Source organism: Tolumonas lignilytica (genome assembly GCF_000527035.1).
GTDB classification, from domain to species: Bacteria; Pseudomonadota; Gammaproteobacteria; order Enterobacterales; family Aeromonadaceae; genus Tolumonas; species Tolumonas lignilytica.
The window spans coordinates 467,159-483,996 of the sequence record NZ_AZUK01000001.1 but is presented as its reverse complement, the minus strand read 5'-3'; the positions used below and the strand labels follow the sequence as shown (position 1 = coordinate 483,996).

Here is a 16,838-nt window from a genome sequence, read left to right as displayed (position 1 = left end):
CAATAATGTTGTTTTATAGAGAATAGATAATATGAAAGTTTTATTCATATCTTCATTTCATCCTTATGCCGCAGGTGAAATAGGCGCAGGCGAGGCAATATGCGGTGAAAGTCTAGATGCATTTTTAAATAATGGCTATAATGTTGATGTTTGCGTAATATCGCCAAAACGCCAACGTGCTAATGAAGCTATAGTTGGGAAATGCAATAGTTATATAACTTATTCTGTTGTTTTTTTTAATATGCTCTTATCTGTTGTCCATAATTTATTCAAGGGGGCGTTGGTTGCACCATGGTTTTTTACTCGTGTTCAAAAGGATGCTCTTCAATATATTAACGCAATGATTGAACGCAATCATTATGATTTTATCTGGTTGGATTTTCCTTCCAGCCTTGGTTTTGCGGCATTAATTGAGCACCCAGATATCAGATATTGTGCGCATGATGTAGTTGCTCAGCGTATGGAAAGATCAGTTGTTAAAAAATGGATAAGTGGTTACGTTCGTAAAATTGAAGCAAGTTTGTTTAAAAAATTGAGTCACATTTCTGTGTTGTCAAATAAAGATCTTGATTTAATAAAAGATATGGGATTCTGTGGTAATACATCTATTATTATACTGGGCTCACAGAAAGTTGGTGTGGTTGATGATGCTGTGAGTGTTGAAACGATAGTTAATGATTTTTGTGGTAAGACCAATATTATTTTCTTTGGCAATATGCGGCGGTCTGAAAATCACTGGTCTATTATGTGGTTTATTTTATTTGTTTTTTTAAGGTTATTTTATAAAAACCGCCGTATTCATTTATGGGTTATGGGGATTTGTCCTCGTCTTTCTTTACGGCTATTTTCTAAATTAATTCCAAATGTGCATGTGGTGGGTGCTGTTGATGATCCCTCGTTAGCTTTTCAGAAGGCTGAACTATGCATTGCGCCATTACTATTCGGCGCTGGGGTTAAAATTAAAGTTATTCAGATGTTAGATTCCGGTGCAACCGTAATGGCTACTCCTGTTGGTGCCGAAGGTGTTGACTCAAATAAAAGGCTAATCATCGTCGACCCTAAATATTTATATAACGCCTTGTATCGATACTGGAATTCATAATTGATGTTTACATTTTCTCTTATAGTACCCACCAGAAATGCGGGCTCCCAATGGCAAATATGGCTAGATGCACTAAAATTTCAGTCAGTTACACCTTCGCTCATTGTAATGGTGGACTCATCATCTGAAGATAATACTGTATCTGAAGCAATGAGTATGGGTATCAATGCTCATATCATTGATAAATCTGAATTCAATCATGGTGGGACAAGAAATCTAGCCGCTTCATTGGCATGTGAATGCGATATTCTTGTTTTTTTGACTCAAGATGCGATTTTTAACTCACCATTAGAACTGTCAAATTTACTATCTAGCTTTTCTAATCCTGACGTGGCAGCCGTTTGTGGCCGCCAGCTTCCGCATGATGATGCTAATCCATTATCAACTCATGCACGACTATTTAATTATCCCGACGAAAGCCGGATAAAGTCGGCAGCTGATATTCCTGAGCTGGGCTTAAAAATTGCGTTTATGTCTAACTCATTTGCTGCTTATCGTCGAGATGTTTTTGAAAAACTAGGTGGCTTCCCTGAAAACACGATATTGGCTGAAGATATGTATATGGCAAGCAAGATGATTCTGGCTGGCTATAAAGTGGCATATTGTGCCGAAGCGGCAGTGCGTCATTCCCATAATTACACCCCATGGGAAGAGTTTCGTCGCTATTTTGATACGGGGGTCTTTCATGCTTGTGAACCGTGGATTCAGGCACAATTAGGTGGTGCTTCAGGTGAGGGATTACGTTTTGTTAAATCTGAGTTGTGCTATTTGTGGAAAAATGCACCGCTCTGGATTCCTAGATCCTTGCTGACAACAGCCTGTAAATTGTTGGGTTACAAATTGGGTAAAAATTATCACAAACTGCCGAAATCTTGGCGGCCACATTTCAGCATGTATAAGAGTTATTGGTTACAGCAAGACTGATAGGAGGGATAAAAATTGGTTATTTTACCTGTCATTATGGCCGGAGGTTCTGGTAGCCGTTTGTGGCCACTTTCGCGAGAGATTTACCCCAAACAGTTTCTAAAACTCGATGGTGAATACACCATGTTACAGGCAACGGTGCAACGCCTTGGCGAGCTTGATTGTCCGCAGCCGTTAGTGATTTGTAACGAAGAACATCGATTTTTGGTAGCTGAACAGCTGCGTTATCTGGATAAGCTAGCACATAACATCATTCTTGAGCCGGTAGGGCGAAATACAGCACCTGCAATTGCGTTGGCAGCATTAATCGCGAAACAGACTGCTGGGCGAAATGAAGATCCTTTGTTACTTGTATTGGCTGCTGATCATGTAATCCGCGATGAGGCAGCATTTACTGCATCGGTAAAACAAGCGATACCTCATGCTGAAGCTGGCAAATTCGTGACATTTGGGATTGTTCCGACACATGCCGAAACGGGGTATGGTTATATTCGACGGGGCGCAGAGATAGGTGCAGCATATACTGTCGCTCAGTTTGTTGAAAAACCAAATATGCAAACGGCTGAAGGCTATCTGCAAAGTGGCGAATATTATTGGAATAGTGGCATGTTTTTATTCCGTGCCAGTCGCTTTCTTGCTGCATTGAAAGAATTCCGTCCTGACATTTATGCAGCTTGTGAACGAGCAGTCGGTGAAATTGATACCGATTTGGATTTTATTCGGATTAACAAAGATGCTTTTCTAGCTTGTCCGAGTGATTCCATTGATTATGCTGTGATGGAAAAAACTACTGATGCTGTCGTAGTGCCAATGGATGCAGAATGGTCGGATGTTGGTTCTTGGTCATCTTTATGGGAGATTTCTGATAAAGATGAGTCTGGTAATGTGTTTCAAGGTGATGTATTGCAACATAATAGCCAGAATAACTATGTCTTTGCTGAGAATGGGCTTGTGAGTTTGGTCGGGGTACAGAATCTGGTAGTGGTGCAGACCAAGGATGCGGTTCTGGTGGTTGATCAGGCTCAGGTGCAGGATGTTAAGAAAATAGTTGAGCGGCTCAAGGCTGCTGGTCGCAGCGAGCATCAGGTGCACCGTGAGGTGTATCGCCCTTGGGGTAAATATGATTCGGTTGATCAAGGATCTCGTTATCAGGTTAAACGAATTTTCATTCGCCCTGGTGAACAACTTTCACTGCAGATGCATCATCATCGAGCTGAACATTGGATTGTTGTGCAAGGTACCGCAAAAGTTGTATGTGGTGATGAAACTCGCTTACTTACTGAAAACCAGTCTTTTTACATTCCGCTTGGAATTAAACATTCGTTGGAAAATCCAGGAAAGATACCGCTTGAAGTTATTGAGGTCAGAACAGGAAGTTATCTGAATGATGATGATATTCAACGTTTTCAGGATAAATACGGCAGAGTCTAATAATTAAGAATTATCGGAATATAAACATGGAAAAACGATTAGCCTGTTTTAAAGCTTATGATATCCGCGGTCGTCTTGGCGATGAATTAAATGAAGATATTGCTTACCGTATTGGCCGAGCTTACGGTGAATTTGCTAAACCGAAAGTGGTTGTAGTCGGTGGTGATGTGCGTCTGACAAGTGAAAGTTTAAAATTGGCTTTAAGTGACGGTCTGCGAGATGCTGGCACGGATGTGCTTGATATTGGCTTATCTGGTACAGAAGAAATCTATTTTGCAACGTTCCATCTTGGTGTCGATGGCGGAATTGAAGTAACAGCTAGTCATAATCCTATGGACTATAACGGTATGAAACTGGTACGCGAAGGTGCTAAACCAATCAGTGGTGATACCGGTTTACGTGATATTCAGCGCTTAGCTGAAGAAAACCAATTTGCACAAGTTGATTCGACATGCAGAGGCGATTATCAGAAAGTATCAATCATTGACGCTTATGTTGATCATCTGATGGGCTATATTAATCCAGCTAACTTTAAATCACTGAAATTAGTGGTAAATAGCGGCAATGGTGCGGCTGGTCATGTTATTGATGAAATAGAGCATCGTTTTAAAACATTGGCTGTGCCGATAGAGTTTATCAAGGTTCATCATACGGCTGATGGAAACTTTCCAAATGGTATTCCTAATCCATTATTACCTGAATGTCGTCAAGATACTGCTGATGCAGTAAAGGCGCATGGTGCTGATATGGGGATTGCTTTTGATGGCGATTTTGACCGGTGTTTTCTATTTGATGAAACGGGTGGTTTCATTGAAGGTTACTACATTGTAGGCCTGCTGGCTGAAGCCTTTCTTCAAAAGCAGCCGGGCGCGAAAATCATTCATGATCCGAGATTATCTTGGAATACGATTGATGTAGTAAATAATGCAGGTGGAATTCCAGTCATGTCGAAAACTGGCCATGCGTTTATCAAAGAGCGTATGCGTGCGGAAGATGCTATTTATGGTGGTGAAATGAGTGCGCACCACTATTTCCGTGACTTTGCCTATTGTGATTCAGGGATGATACCGTGGTTATTGGTTGCCGAATTACTATGTGTAAAAGGGAAAACATTGAGCGAACTAGTCAGTGATCGTATGGCTGCATATCCTGCATCTGGAGAAATTAACAGTAAGTTGACCAACCCCGAAGCTGCTATTGCCCGTGTTTTAGCTGCCTATGAGAAAGATGCTTTAGTTTATGATCAAACGGATGGTATTAGTATCGAATTTGCGGATTGGCGGTTTAATTTACGGAGTTCAAATACTGAACCGGTAGTACGTTTAAATGTTGAGTCACGAGGAAAAACAATGTTAATGAATGAAAAAACTGATGAGATATTGAATTTGCTGCGGTCATAAAATACATCATTGGTGCTGCTAAATACTTTAGTATCACTGAGTAGCTTAAGAACTAAGGGGTGTTTATGGATATGCCATATCAGGCTGCTCCGGCTCAGCAAGTCATTCGATTTTCAGCTTGGATGAATCGATGTGGGTTAATTTTTGCTGATATATTTGGTTTTATGCTAGCTTTTGGCATCAGCCAGATTTTTTTGAATTTTCTAGAAGGCGGTAATCCAAATTTTATGGCATGGGCAGAAAGCATGTCGGGAAAGGCTGGAATTTGGAGCTTTAGCATTTTGGTTTGCGGTGCTGTATTCTGGTTTTGGACAAATCTTCGTCATTACACTTACCGTAAACCATTCTGGAATGAATTACGTGAAATTATAACTGTTATATTGGCGTTGTCTGTCGCTGATTTGGCTCTTGTTGCATTATCAAAATGGGAACTTTCTCGTACACATTGGGTATTGGTTTGGTCGTTATCATTGATCTCTGTTCCACTAATGCGATATTTAATGAAGGGTTATTTAGCAAAAATAGGTGTCTGGCAATGGCCTAGTGTTATTATTGGTTGTGGGGAAAATGCTAAAGAAGCCTATTATGCACTTCAAAGTGAAAAGCAAATGGGCTTCCAGATCGTTGGATTTATCGCGCCGGATAAAAGTTGTTTAGAAAGTCCAATCAAAAATGTACCTTTATTTCATGATGGCATGAATGCTCTTGCTGCAGGTTTTCGTAACGCTAAAATTTTTATTGCGGTTGAATATGAACAGCGAGATTTAAGAGATAATTGGTTGCGTTGCTTGACTCAGTTGGGGATTAGAAATATATCTGTTATTCCTACATTACGTGGTGTTCCTTTGTATGGTACTGATATATCGCATTTTTTTAGTCATGAAGTTTTAATGCTGCGAGTTAGAAATAACCTAGCTAGATTCTCTGCCCGGATATTGAAAAGGATTTTCGATGTCGTTGGTTCGTCAATGTTACTTTTAGTCTTCTCACCCATTTTATTATATATTGGATGGAAAATATCAAGAGATGGTGGTTCACCTATTTATGGTCATGAAAGAATAGGGCGCGGAGGACGAAAATTTAAATGTCTTAAATTTCGCTCAATGATCATTAATTCTAAAGAGGTTTTAGAAAAATTATTAGAAACAGATCCTTCAGCAAAAGCTGAATGGGATAAAGACTTTAAACTAAAAAATGATCCTAGAATTACTGCAATAGGACATTTTCTCCGAAAGACTAGCCTTGATGAATTACCACAATTATGGAATGTATTAAAAGGAGAAATGAGTCTTGTTGGTCCTCGGCCTATTGTACAACAAGAACTTGAGCGCTATGGAGAAAATGCAGAATATTATCTTATGACTAATCCTGGTATGACAGGGCTTTGGCAGGTTAGTGGTCGTAATGACACGGATTATGCTACTCGTGTTTATCTTGACGCATGGTATGTCAAAAATTGGTCGCTGTGGTATGACATTGCTATTATGTTTAAAACTATCAATGTTGTTTTAAAACGTGATGGAGCTTATTAAATAAGCTTATACTTTCCCAGACATATTCAGTAGTTATGGATATGTCTGGCGCGAGAATACCTAATATTACAGAGTACAAAAATATATATGGCAAATACTTATAAAACCGTTCGATTGTTTTATGCTTTCCTTTTTTTATACTTGGTTTTTGGCTTGCATGTTTTCATGCATAACCAAGGTGGTGCTGGATTATATTTGCCATTTAATATGGTTGGCTGGGCATTTGTTTCAGTGTTGATATCCATTGGTGTGTGGCATATTACCTCCGTAAAGAAAATATCATATTCACATGGTTTTAAATTTTATGTAGCTGGTTTTTTAGTCCTTTTAATCCCTTTTTTAAATCCTTTGGCTGACTGGAGTCAAATTGGACAGCTTAGGTTTTATGGTTTGATGGCGGGTATTTTCCTTTTTTTATCTTTTTCACAGTTTCAATTTGATAAAAATGAAAGGAATGTGATTCTTTATTTTTTGTTGCTTGCTGTTGCTATTGAGTCTTTGCTTGGTTTGGTTCAGTTTTTTGTTTTAAAAGATGGGAATTGGATTGGATACAATACAAAGATTAACAGACCATATGGTATTTTTCAAAAAGATAGTGTTTTTTCCAGTTTTCTAGCCGTAGGATTGGCAATTGCCTTTTATCAAACAAGATGGGATGAATCTTTGTCTTTTTCTCGTTGGCGAAAGATTCTATTGGGTTTTATATTTATTTCAGTCCCATTATTATTGGTCCAAATTCAATCTCGGGCTGGTATATATGGTGCTGTATTGGTCACTATATTTATGCTACCAATAATGTGGTCATTTAATCGTCGTTATTCCGGTAGCATAATCTGTTTGCTTCTCATAGGATTGGGTCTCGGTATGGGGCTGTATCATCCTATGCGCGATGCAAATAGCTACATGGTGACAACTAATTTTCGCAAACTTTATTGGTCTCATTCGTTATCAATGTGGCTAAAGCACCCGTGGTTTGGCTATGGTTATGGTAGTTTTGAATACACTTTCTTACATGGTTTTTATGCACCAGAGAATATAAAGCCAGGCATGGTTCTGATGGAAGAAAATCTCGACCATCCACATAATGAAATAATATTCTGGCTGTATGAAGGTGGTATCGTCGCTGTTATAGGCTTGGTGCTTTTTGCTATAGGGTATATTAGTTCATTAGTCAATTGCACTGGGTGGGCAAAGCGGATTTCATTAGTGGCTTTAGTATTACCGCTACTTTTTCATTCGATGGTTGAATACCCATTTTACCATTCGGTGGCTCATTTCTTCTTCTTTGTCGTTTTTCTCTGGTTGGCTGATGCTGAGAGTGGACAGCAAAAGACGGTTGTCTGCAATTATTGGTTTCTTGCCCGTTTCATAGCTATTTTAATCCCACTGGTTGTGGTTCCGTTCATGTTGACGGGATTACAGGAAGCTTATTTATTAACCAAGTATGTGCGGATGAAAGATAAAAACCCGCAAATGCTGGAACAGATCATTAATCCATTGCCATGGATGATGGCGTACGAATTTGAGATGCGTAATGTACAACTAACCTTCTCAGCAGCTATGCATGATAAGGCAGGATTGGAGAGCTATGTTTCTTGGGCAAAACAGTTTTTGCGTAACACACCGCGAGCTGTTGTATATGGGCAATTGGTTTATGCTCTGCAGCAATTAAATGAAAAGACTCAGGCTCAATTTTGGTTGGATGAAGGAAAGCGACTGTTTCCTCATGCTGATTTTCTGCAAAGAATATACCTGACATCCAATGCTGTGATGACGGGTATAAATAAAGAAAGGTGATTCTATTGAAAAAGATATTGATAACAGGTGCCTATGGTCAAGTCGGCTTTTGCTTGACACAACAAGCTACACTAAATGGCTGGGATGTATTGGCGATTGACCGAGATAAATTGGATATTACGAATCAACAAGCAATCTACACATTGATTAATGAATATCAACCAAGCGTTATTATCAATGCAGCAGCACATACGGCAGTTGACAGAGCCGAAATAGAAGTTGATGCATCTTACGCTATTAACCGCGATGGTCCTCGATACTTGGCTGAAGCTGCTGCAGGTATTGGTATCCCAATACTACATATATCCACAGACTATGTATTTGCTGGCGATAAAGAAGGTGTTTATACCGAAATTGATCCTGTCGCACCAAAAGGTGTATACGGTGCCAGCAAGCTAGCGGGCGAACAAGCAGTATCTACTGCTAATTCAAAACATATTATTCTAAGAACAGCCTGGGTTTTCGGTGAACATGGAAACAATTTTGTTAAGACCATGCTGCGATTAGGCTCTCAACGAGAACAGCTAGGGGTCGTAGCTGATCAGTTTGGTGGTCCAACCTATGCGGGTGATATTGCTGCTGCTCTGATGATTATTGCTGAAAAAGCTGTTAGTGGGCAAGAAGCTGTCAAATGGGGTATATATCATTTTGCTGGTGAACCTCATGTCAGCTGGTATCAGTTTGCACAAACTATTTTTAGTAAGGCTGTTGAACAACAATTATTAACAAAAATACCTGTATTGAAGGCTCTCACTACAGAAGAATACCCAACGCCCGCAAAACGACCAGTAAACTCTCGACTTGATTGCCGCAAAATTTTCAATGAATTTGCTATCCAGCCGAGTGATTGGCTCAAAGCACTGGATAATATTTCGGCTTATATGCCGCAGTAAATGATAAAGGAAATCAAACCATGAAAGGTATTATTCTGGCCGGTGGCAGTGGCACTCGTTTGCATCCGGCTACGCTGGCACTAAATAAACAACTCTTACCCGTTTATGATAAGCCAATGATCTATTATCCGTTAAGCACATTGATGCTTGCAGGAATTAAAGAGATTTTGTTGATCAGTACCCCTCGTGATCAGGAAAGTTATCAATGGCTCCTCGGTGATGGCCATCAATGGGGCATTCATATTGAATATGCGATTCAGCCAAGCCCTGACGGTCTTGCTCAGGCATTTATTATCGGCGAAGAGTTTATTGGTGATGATTCGGTGTGTCTGATCTTGGGGGATAACATTTTCCACGGTCATGGTTTGGCTGAAACATTACAGCAAGCTGCAGCTTGTAAAGATGGGGCAACCGTATTTGGCTATTATGTTCAGGATCCTGAACGTTATGGTGTGGTTGAGTTTAATGCAGAAGGTCAAGCTATTTCTATTGAGGAAAAACCAACTAAACCCCGTTCTAACTATGCTGTCACAGGCCTTTATTTCTATGACAATCAAGTCGTGGATATAGCTAAAAATGTTAAACCATCCGCCCGTGGAGAGCTGGAAATCACGGATGTGAACAATATTTATCTGCAGCGTCAGCTACTTCGGGTGGAACGAATGGGCCGGGGCTGTGCTTGGTTGGATACCGGCACGCATGATTCATTGCTTGATGCGGCTGTTTTCATGAGAGTATTAGAAAAACGACAGGGACAAAAAGTCGCTTGCCCAGAAGAGACTGCATATCGCATGGGTTTCATTACGGCGGCTCAATTACGCGAATTAGCAAAACCGCTGGTCAAAAGTGGCTATGGTGCATACCTGCTGCGCGTTGCTGACGAAGAGAATTGGGTTAAATAAGGTTTTTTCATGAAAATTATTGATACAACCATTCCCGCTGTAAAAATTATTGAGCCAACAGTGTTTGGTGATGCACGTGGTTTTTTTATGGAAACCTGGCAAGAGCAAAAATTCAACGAGCTGGTTGGTGAACATCGTTTTGTACAGGACAATCATTCGAAATCTCGTCAAGGCATTTTGCGTGGACTGCATTATCAGACTGAAAATACCCAAGGCAAACTGGTAAGAGTGATTGCAGGGGAGGTCTTTGATGTTGCTGTCGATATTCGCCGGTCATCACCAACCTTTGGTCAGTGGATTGGTGTACTGTTATCTTCCGAAAATAAACGCCAGCTGTGGGTGCCAGAAGGATTTGCTCATGGGTTTTATGTTACCTCTGAAACAGCTGAATTTGTTTATAAATGCACAGATTATTATAACCCTTCGGTTGAGCAATCCATTCGCTGGGATGACCCGGATTTGAACATTCAGTGGCCTTTAATTGAAGGCAAATCTCCTTTGCTTTCTGCAAAGGATGCTGAAGGCAAATGGTTTAAAGATGCCGTTTATTTTGATTAGCTGAGAAATTCTTACATGAAGAAATTACTGATTACTGGCGGTGCTGGTTTTATTGGAGCCAATTTTGTTCATTACTGGCTGAAAACTCACCCTTCAGACCGTGTAGTCGTACTGGATGCGCTGACCTATGCCGGTAATATCGAAACATTGCATTCGTTGATGGACAATCCGAATTTCCGTTTTGTGAAGGGTAATATTTGTAATACTGAACTGGTTGAAATGCTGTTGCGGGATGAACAGATCGACACGCTGGTTCATTTTGCTGCTGAATCGCATGTTGATCGTTCTATTACCGGTCCGGATGCGTTTATTGAGACCAATATTATTGGTACACATAGTTTGTTGAAAGCAGCCCGAGCTGTATGGTTGGCTGATCCAAGCAATCCATTACCTCATCGTTTTCATCATGTATCGACTGATGAGGTATACGGTACGCTGGCGCTGACTGATCCTGCGTTCACTGAGTCAACTGCGTATGCGCCAAATTCACCGTACTCTGCGTCCAAGGCTGCTTCAGATCATCTGGTACGTGCTTATCATCACACTTATGGTCTGCAAGTGACGACCAGTAATTGTTCTAACAATTATGGCTATTATCACTTTCCGGAAAAACTGATCCCGTTATGTTTAACCAACATTTTGGACAATAAGCCATTACCAATCTATGGCGATGGCAAGCAAATCCGTGATTGGCTGTTTGTTGAGGATCACTGCCGTGGTATCGAACTGGTACTAAATAAAGGCGTAGTAGGGGAAACTTACAATATTGGGGGTGTTAATGAATGGCAAAACATTGATATCGTCAATCTGATATGTGAATTGGTTGACGCAGAGTTTGCTGCTGATCATTCTTTAGCCGCTCGCTATCCGCTTTCTCCTTGCGCAAAAGGTGAACCAGCCAAATCATTGATCAGTTATGTGACAGACCGGGCAGGACACGATCGTCGGTATGCCGTTGGTACAGAGAAAATTCAGCATGAACTGGGTTATCAACCGAAAGAAACATTTCAGACGGGGATTGCAAAAACCATCAAATGGTATTTAGCCAATGAAAAATGGTGGCGTCCGCTGAAAAAATAATTCAGTTTCATTGCATGAGAAAGCCCTGGCTCAGTTTACTGACCAGGGCTTTTTTTGTTTCTGCTTTTATGGCACACATTTTGATGAATACAACCCGGGAGCTTTATTAATCGACTTGGAGGTTGCTACCGATGTTATTGAATACTTACGAGCAGAATGGACGTTTGTTCAACATGAATTTCATTGAGGATGCTGCTGGTTTCTCCGGCTATCGAGGTGAACTCGTGTTGGTAGAAGGTGAAGTGGCTGATTCTGCGGGTCGTCGTAAGCCACCAGTAGCAGTAATTGAACAAGTTGTAATGCTGGCTGATGAGAATAAGATCCGGATGGTCAGTGGGTTAGTGCATGAGTTGTCTGAATTGGAACATTTCTTTACGGCTTATGCTGAAGATATAGCTGAAGGCATTGTTCCTTTATTTTTTGTGGTCAACGCAGCAAAAGAAATGAAAGTAACCGTTAATGGTATCACCTCAGATATCATTCCACTACCTGAAGGCCTCGTGTGGGCGGAACTGAGCGATCTCCTCGGGTTGGAAAAGAGCGATTTTAAAGGGCAGTCAGCAGGAGAAAAAATAGTCACTGTTTATGAATCACTGAAGGATTTTCAGTCTGGATTTAATCAGATAAGCTGGAATGATGCATTGAATAGCATTACAACAGCAAAGCGTGAAACGCGCGGTGCATTGTAGTCTGGTCGACAACCACCACGTAATTAGCCCTGCCATATTGAGCAGGGTTTTTCATTTTGGAATGTATTAAATTTAACCATTAAAATGACAAAAATGTCTGTTTTGTTGACTTTCACGCTGTAACTAAAAAAACTTAATAATGAAAGAGAGTTAAAGAGGCTGTTTTTCTGGAAATGTATATAATAATCGGACAAGAACAGGGTTAGTCTTTATCTGACTCTCATAAAACAGTAGCAGTGTGCAGTAGTGGTCACCCAATTATGATGACACATTTCCTTACCATCTTTGTCGGTAGCTTTTTGCTGACCGGGTTTGTCCGCCGTATTGCCTTGTGGCGTCATGCACTGGCAATGCCTCATTTCAAACATGGCCCTTTATTACCAGTTCCTCGAGGTGGTGGATACGCATTATTTTTGGCAATGCTAGGCGTATTTTTAATGCTCTATCATTATCGATTGATTGATCTGGCTGCAACGCGTGCGCTCTGCTTTTCTGGTTTGATTCTGGTGATTGGTAACTTGATCCATGACCTGTTTCCACTTTCAGTTAAGGTTAGGTTAGGTATTCAAGTGTTATCTGCCATTGCAGTTCTCACTTGGTATAGTCGGGATCTGGTGGTGCTGTTCTGGCAAGATTATCTCTATTTTTCTGGATTCTGGTTGCCAGTGATCGTTTTCGGCATTATGGCCTTCGTTAACATTTTTAATTTCATGGATGGTGTTGACGGTTTTGCTGGTAGTCAGGCATTCATCATGATGTTTGCATCTTCTGTATTGTTGGCTTTCAATGATGAGTCACAATGGAGTTTGCCACTGATATTGATGTGTGCGCCTGTGCTGGGTTTTCTTGCATGGAATTGGCCTCCTGCCAAAATTTTCATGGGTGATGCCGGTAGCAGTTTCCTCGGCGTATTTATTGCCACGTTAGGATTGCTGTTAGCAACAGATACCTCGGTTAATCTGTGGTGCTGGTTGATCATGATGGGCTGGTTCATTGTTGATAGCGGTTGGTCTTTAACCGTTCGTATCATGCATGGCAATGACTGGCATCGAAGTCACCGTATGCATGCCTATCAGATCTTGGCTCGTCGTTGGGAAAACCATTTTTATGTGACATTGACACTGTGGCTAGTCAATTGGCTATGGTTGTTTCCTCTGGCATATGTCGCCATGAATAATGAACGCTGGGGTATTCCATTAATCATTATTGCCTATACGCCTTTATGTATTATGTGTTGGATATTAAAGGCGGGGGAATCGGTGAATAACGACCCCGGGGAACCGGTATAAAACAAAAAAGGCGCTGTAAAGCGCCTTTTCTTTATCTGGATATTGGGATTACCAGTTTATAGATCATTTACTAATAGTGATAATTCCATCGGCAGAACCAATGAGCGCCACATCTGCGCCACGATGAGCGAATAGCCCTACAGTTACCACACCCGCGATTTGATTTATTTGTTGCTCTAACGCTTTAGCATCATGAATTGCCAGACCGTGAACATCGAGAATATGGCAGTGATTATCGGTAATCACTCCGTCACGATAGATAGGATTGCCACCCAGCTTTTTTAGTTCACGAGCAACATACTCGCGTGCCAAAGGTATGACTTCAACTGGCAGTGGAAACTTACCAAGCACATTCACTTGTTTGGTCGAATCTGCAATACAGACAAAGCGTTTGGCAACGGCGGCAACAATTTTTTCACGGGTAAGTGCTGCGCCACCACCCTTGATCATTTCCATTTGGGCGTTAATTTCATCGGCCCCATCGACATAAATATCAAACTCAGTGACCTCATTGAGATCAACTACCGGGATGCCGAGTGCTTTTAAGCGGGTCGTAGATGCCTCTGAGCTGGATACGGCTGCTTTGATTTGATCTTTGATGCTGGCTAATGCATCAATAAAGCAGTTAACTGTTGAACCGGTACCTACGCCAATAATGGTATTGGGTTGAACGTAAGCTAAAGCAGCTTGTCCTACTGCTTTCTTCATTTCATCCTGGGTCATCCTGATTATTCTCTCTCGTCATTCAAGGCTGGGTGATTATATATGAAAATGAATGTTGTTCTGAATAGTAATCGCGTTGGAACAACTTGATTCACTTTTTTCTAACCAATAGACTAGCCGCGTTTTTTCTAGAGATTTCTTTCATGCTTGTATCTGACTTTCAGTTTGAATTACCAGACGAACTTATTGCTCGCTATCCTATGCCGGAACGTAGTGCCAGCCGCTTATTGATGCTTAATGGAAATACGGGTGAAACACGTCATGGGCATTTCATTGATGTGCTTGATTTATTACAACCCGGTGATTTGCTGGTGTTTAATAACACTCGAGTTATTCCTGCCCGTATGTTTGGACAGAAAGCCAGTGGTGGCAAGTTAGAGATTCTGGTTGAACGCATACTCGATGAACATTCGGTACTGGCACATGTACGTGCTTCTAAAGCACCTAAGCCGGGAACATTGATCCTACTCGATAAAGGGTTTTCTGCCGAAATGGTTGCGCGTCACGATGCACTGTTCGAGTTGCACTTTGCTGGTGATGTGCCTGTGTTGGATATATTAAATCAGATCGGGCATATGCCATTGCCGCCCTACATTGATCGGCCTGACGAAAACTCAGATAAAGAGCGTTACCAGACCGTGTACAACCAACGGCCGGGTGCTGTAGCAGCGCCTACGGCTGGCTTGCATTTTGATGAAAAATTATTAGCCGCTTTAAGAGAGAAAGGGGTCGATTTCGCTTTTGTGACCTTGCATGTAGGGGCTGGAACATTTCAGCCAGTTCGTGTTGAACGTCTGGAAGATCATCAGATGCACAGTGAGTATGCTGAGGTTTCGGCTGAGGTCATTGCTAAAATCAATGCTACCCGTGAACGAGGAGGGCGTGTTGTGGCGGTTGGCACAACCTCAGTCCGTTCATTGGAAACGGCGGCACAGGTTTCCTTGAAGGCGGGTGAACCCTTATCGCCTTTCTTTGGTGATACCAGTATCTTCATCTATCCCGGATATCAATATCAGTTGGTTGATGCATTGATCACTAACTTCCATTTGCCTGGTTCTACATTGATCATGCTGGTATCGGCGTTTGCTGGTTATGAGCATGTGATGAATGCCTATCAGGAAGCGGTAACATCTGGTTATCGTTTCTTCAGTTATGGCGATGCCATGTTTATTACACGGCAGCGCTAGATCAAACCAGATTAATTCCAGACAGCTTATACAAGATTCTTCTGATGACCCTCTGCACCACGGATGGCGCAGCGGAGTCCCCATGGATGGGTTTACGACGAGTCATCAGAAGGGAACTTGTGTCGTCTGTAGCGGATATTAATCATAAAGAGTCAGACTGTTTCTCTGACAATAAAGGAAAATCATGAAATTTGAATTAAAAAAAACCGAAGGACGAGCTCGTCGTGGGCGTCTGGTATTTGATCGTGGTGTAGTGGAAACGCCAGCATTTATGCCTGTCGGTACCTATGGCACTGTCAAGGGGATGACTCCGGAAGAAGTAAAAGAGACTGGCGCTCAGATCCTGTTGGGGAATACGTTCCATTTATGGCTGCGTCCTGGACAGGACATCATGCGTAAGCACGGTGACCTGCATGATTTCATGAACTGGCATGGTCCGATCCTGACGGACTCGGGTGGTTTCCAGGTATTTAGTCTGGGCGATATCCGCAAAATCAAAGAAGAGGGGGTTCATTTCCGTAACCCTATCAACGGTGAAAAAATATTTTTATCACCAGAAAAATCAATGGAAATTCAGCATGATCTGGGTTCAGACATCGTCATGATTTTTGATGAATGTACACCATATCCGGCAACTTATGACGTAGCTAAGAAATCGATGGAGATGTCATTACGTTGGGCGGCCCGTTCCCGTCAGCGCTTTAATGAATTGGAAAATAAAAATGCGCTGTTCGGGATCATTCAGGGAAGCATATATGAAGATCTGCGTGATGTTTCGCTAACCGGTCTGTTGGAGATTGGTTTTGACGGTTATGCCGTGGGTGGATTGGCTGTTGGTGAACCTAAAGAAGACATGCATCGCATTCTGAAACATGTGTGCCCACAAATTCCTGAAGATAAACCCCGTTATCTGATGGGGGTTGGTAAGCCGGAAGATTTAGTTGAAGGTGTTCGCCGCGGCATAGATATGTTTGATTGTGTGATGCCAACCCGCAATGCGCGGAATGGTCACTTGTTTACAACAGACGGTGTCGTCAAAATCCGCAACGCAAAGTATAAAGATGATGTGACATCATTAGATGCCGAATGTGATTGTTATACCTGCAAAAATTATACAAAGTCATATTTGCATCATTTGGATCGTTGTAATGAGATGCTAGGTGCTCGTCTGAATACGATTCATAACTTGCGCTATTATCAACGCCTCATGCAGGGTTTGCGGGATGCCATTGATGCAGGTACATTAGATGCCTTTGTAGCGGATTTTTATCAGCGACAGGGAAAATCAGTACCATCGCTTGATTAATGTACGATTTGAACTAATAACGAGG

Annotated in this window: 15 protein-coding genes; 14 read left to right on the top strand and 1 reads right to left on the bottom strand. The window is 41.6% G+C overall.

Annotation, left to right across the window (positions count from 1 at the left end; all coding sequences use genetic code 11):
- The first annotated feature begins 31 nt into the window (after positions 1-31).
- The 12 genes from H027_RS0102280 to H027_RS0102225 all read left to right on the top strand — a co-directional run bounded on the left by H027_RS0102280 (position 32) and on the right by H027_RS0102225 (position 13,597).
- Positions 32-1,102 carry a glycosyltransferase gene (locus H027_RS0102280; protein WP_024870919.1) on the top strand — a complete coding sequence of 357 codons (1,071 nt, stop codon included), beginning with the start codon at positions 32-34 and terminating at the stop codon, positions 1,100-1,102.
- A gap of 3 nt (positions 1,103-1,105) precedes the next feature.
- A complete protein-coding gene (locus H027_RS0102275) occupies positions 1,106-2,026 on the top strand; it encodes a glycosyltransferase family 2 protein (RefSeq protein WP_024870918.1) in 921 nt (306 codons plus the stop codon).
- A gap of 15 nt (positions 2,027-2,041) precedes the next feature.
- Positions 2,042-3,457 carry a mannose-1-phosphate guanylyltransferase/mannose-6-phosphate isomerase gene (locus H027_RS0102270; RefSeq protein WP_272912515.1) on the top strand — a complete coding sequence of 472 codons (1,416 nt, stop codon included), beginning with the start codon at positions 2,042-2,044 and terminating at the stop codon, positions 3,455-3,457.
- Between the two features lie 26 nt (positions 3,458-3,483).
- Positions 3,484-4,857, top strand: coding sequence for a phosphomannomutase CpsG (gene cpsG, locus H027_RS0102265; RefSeq protein WP_024870916.1), 1,374 nt, complete (start codon positions 3,484-3,486; stop codon positions 4,855-4,857).
- Between the two features lie 65 nt (positions 4,858-4,922).
- Positions 4,923-6,389, top strand: a complete 1,467-nt coding sequence (gene wbaP / locus H027_RS0102260) for an undecaprenyl-phosphate galactose phosphotransferase WbaP (protein WP_024870915.1) — start codon at positions 4,923-4,925, stop codon at positions 6,387-6,389.
- A gap of 87 nt (positions 6,390-6,476) precedes the next feature.
- Entirely contained in the window at positions 6,477-8,186 is a 1,710-nt protein-coding gene (locus H027_RS0102255; protein WP_024870914.1) for a PglL family O-oligosaccharyltransferase, read from the top strand.
- Positions 8,183-9,079 carry a dTDP-4-dehydrorhamnose reductase gene (gene rfbD, locus H027_RS0102250; protein WP_202593432.1) on the top strand — a complete coding sequence of 299 codons (897 nt, stop codon included), beginning with the start codon at positions 8,183-8,185 and terminating at the stop codon, positions 9,077-9,079. Before H027_RS0102255 ends, rfbD begins: the two co-directional genes overlap by 4 nt.
- A 20-nt stretch (positions 9,080-9,099) precedes the next feature.
- Entirely contained in the window at positions 9,100-9,981 is an 882-nt protein-coding gene (rfbA, locus tag H027_RS0102245; protein WP_024870912.1) for a glucose-1-phosphate thymidylyltransferase RfbA, read from the top strand.
- A 9-nt stretch (positions 9,982-9,990) separates the two neighbouring features.
- Positions 9,991-10,539: a dTDP-4-dehydrorhamnose 3,5-epimerase gene (rfbC, locus tag H027_RS0102240; protein WP_024870911.1), complete on the top strand. Its 549-nt coding sequence runs from the start codon at positions 9,991-9,993 to the stop codon at positions 10,537-10,539.
- Positions 10,540-10,554: 15 nt separating this feature from the next.
- Entirely contained in the window at positions 10,555-11,619 is a 1,065-nt protein-coding gene (gene rfbB / locus H027_RS0102235; protein ID WP_024870910.1) for a dTDP-glucose 4,6-dehydratase, read from the top strand.
- 131 nt (positions 11,620-11,750) lie between these two features.
- Positions 11,751-12,308 carry a hypothetical protein gene (locus H027_RS0102230; protein WP_024870909.1) on the top strand — a complete coding sequence of 186 codons (558 nt, stop codon included), beginning with the start codon at positions 11,751-11,753 and terminating at the stop codon, positions 12,306-12,308.
- A gap of 260 nt (positions 12,309-12,568) precedes the next feature.
- Positions 12,569-13,597 (top strand): glycosyltransferase family 4 protein, encoded by a 1,029-nt coding sequence (locus tag H027_RS0102225; protein ID WP_024870908.1) that lies wholly within the window; start codon positions 12,569-12,571, stop codon positions 13,595-13,597.
- A gap of 63 nt (positions 13,598-13,660) precedes the next feature.
- Here H027_RS0102225 and rpiA read toward each other — a convergent pair whose 3' ends face one another.
- Positions 13,661-14,320: a ribose-5-phosphate isomerase RpiA gene (rpiA, locus tag H027_RS0102220; RefSeq protein WP_024870907.1), complete on the bottom strand. Its 660-nt coding sequence runs from the start codon at positions 14,318-14,320 to the stop codon at positions 13,661-13,663.
- 143 nt (positions 14,321-14,463) lie between these two features.
- Here rpiA and queA point away from each other — a divergent pair, with 143 nt between their 5' ends.
- Both queA and tgt read left to right on the top strand, forming a co-directional pair.
- Entirely contained in the window at positions 14,464-15,507 is a 1,044-nt protein-coding gene (gene queA, locus H027_RS0102215; protein ID WP_024870906.1) for a tRNA preQ1(34) S-adenosylmethionine ribosyltransferase-isomerase QueA, read from the top strand.
- A 184-nt stretch (positions 15,508-15,691) separates the two neighbouring features.
- Entirely contained in the window at positions 15,692-16,813 is a 1,122-nt protein-coding gene (tgt, locus tag H027_RS0102210; protein WP_024870905.1) for a tRNA guanosine(34) transglycosylase Tgt, read from the top strand.
- Positions 16,814-16,838: the final 25 nt, after the last annotated feature.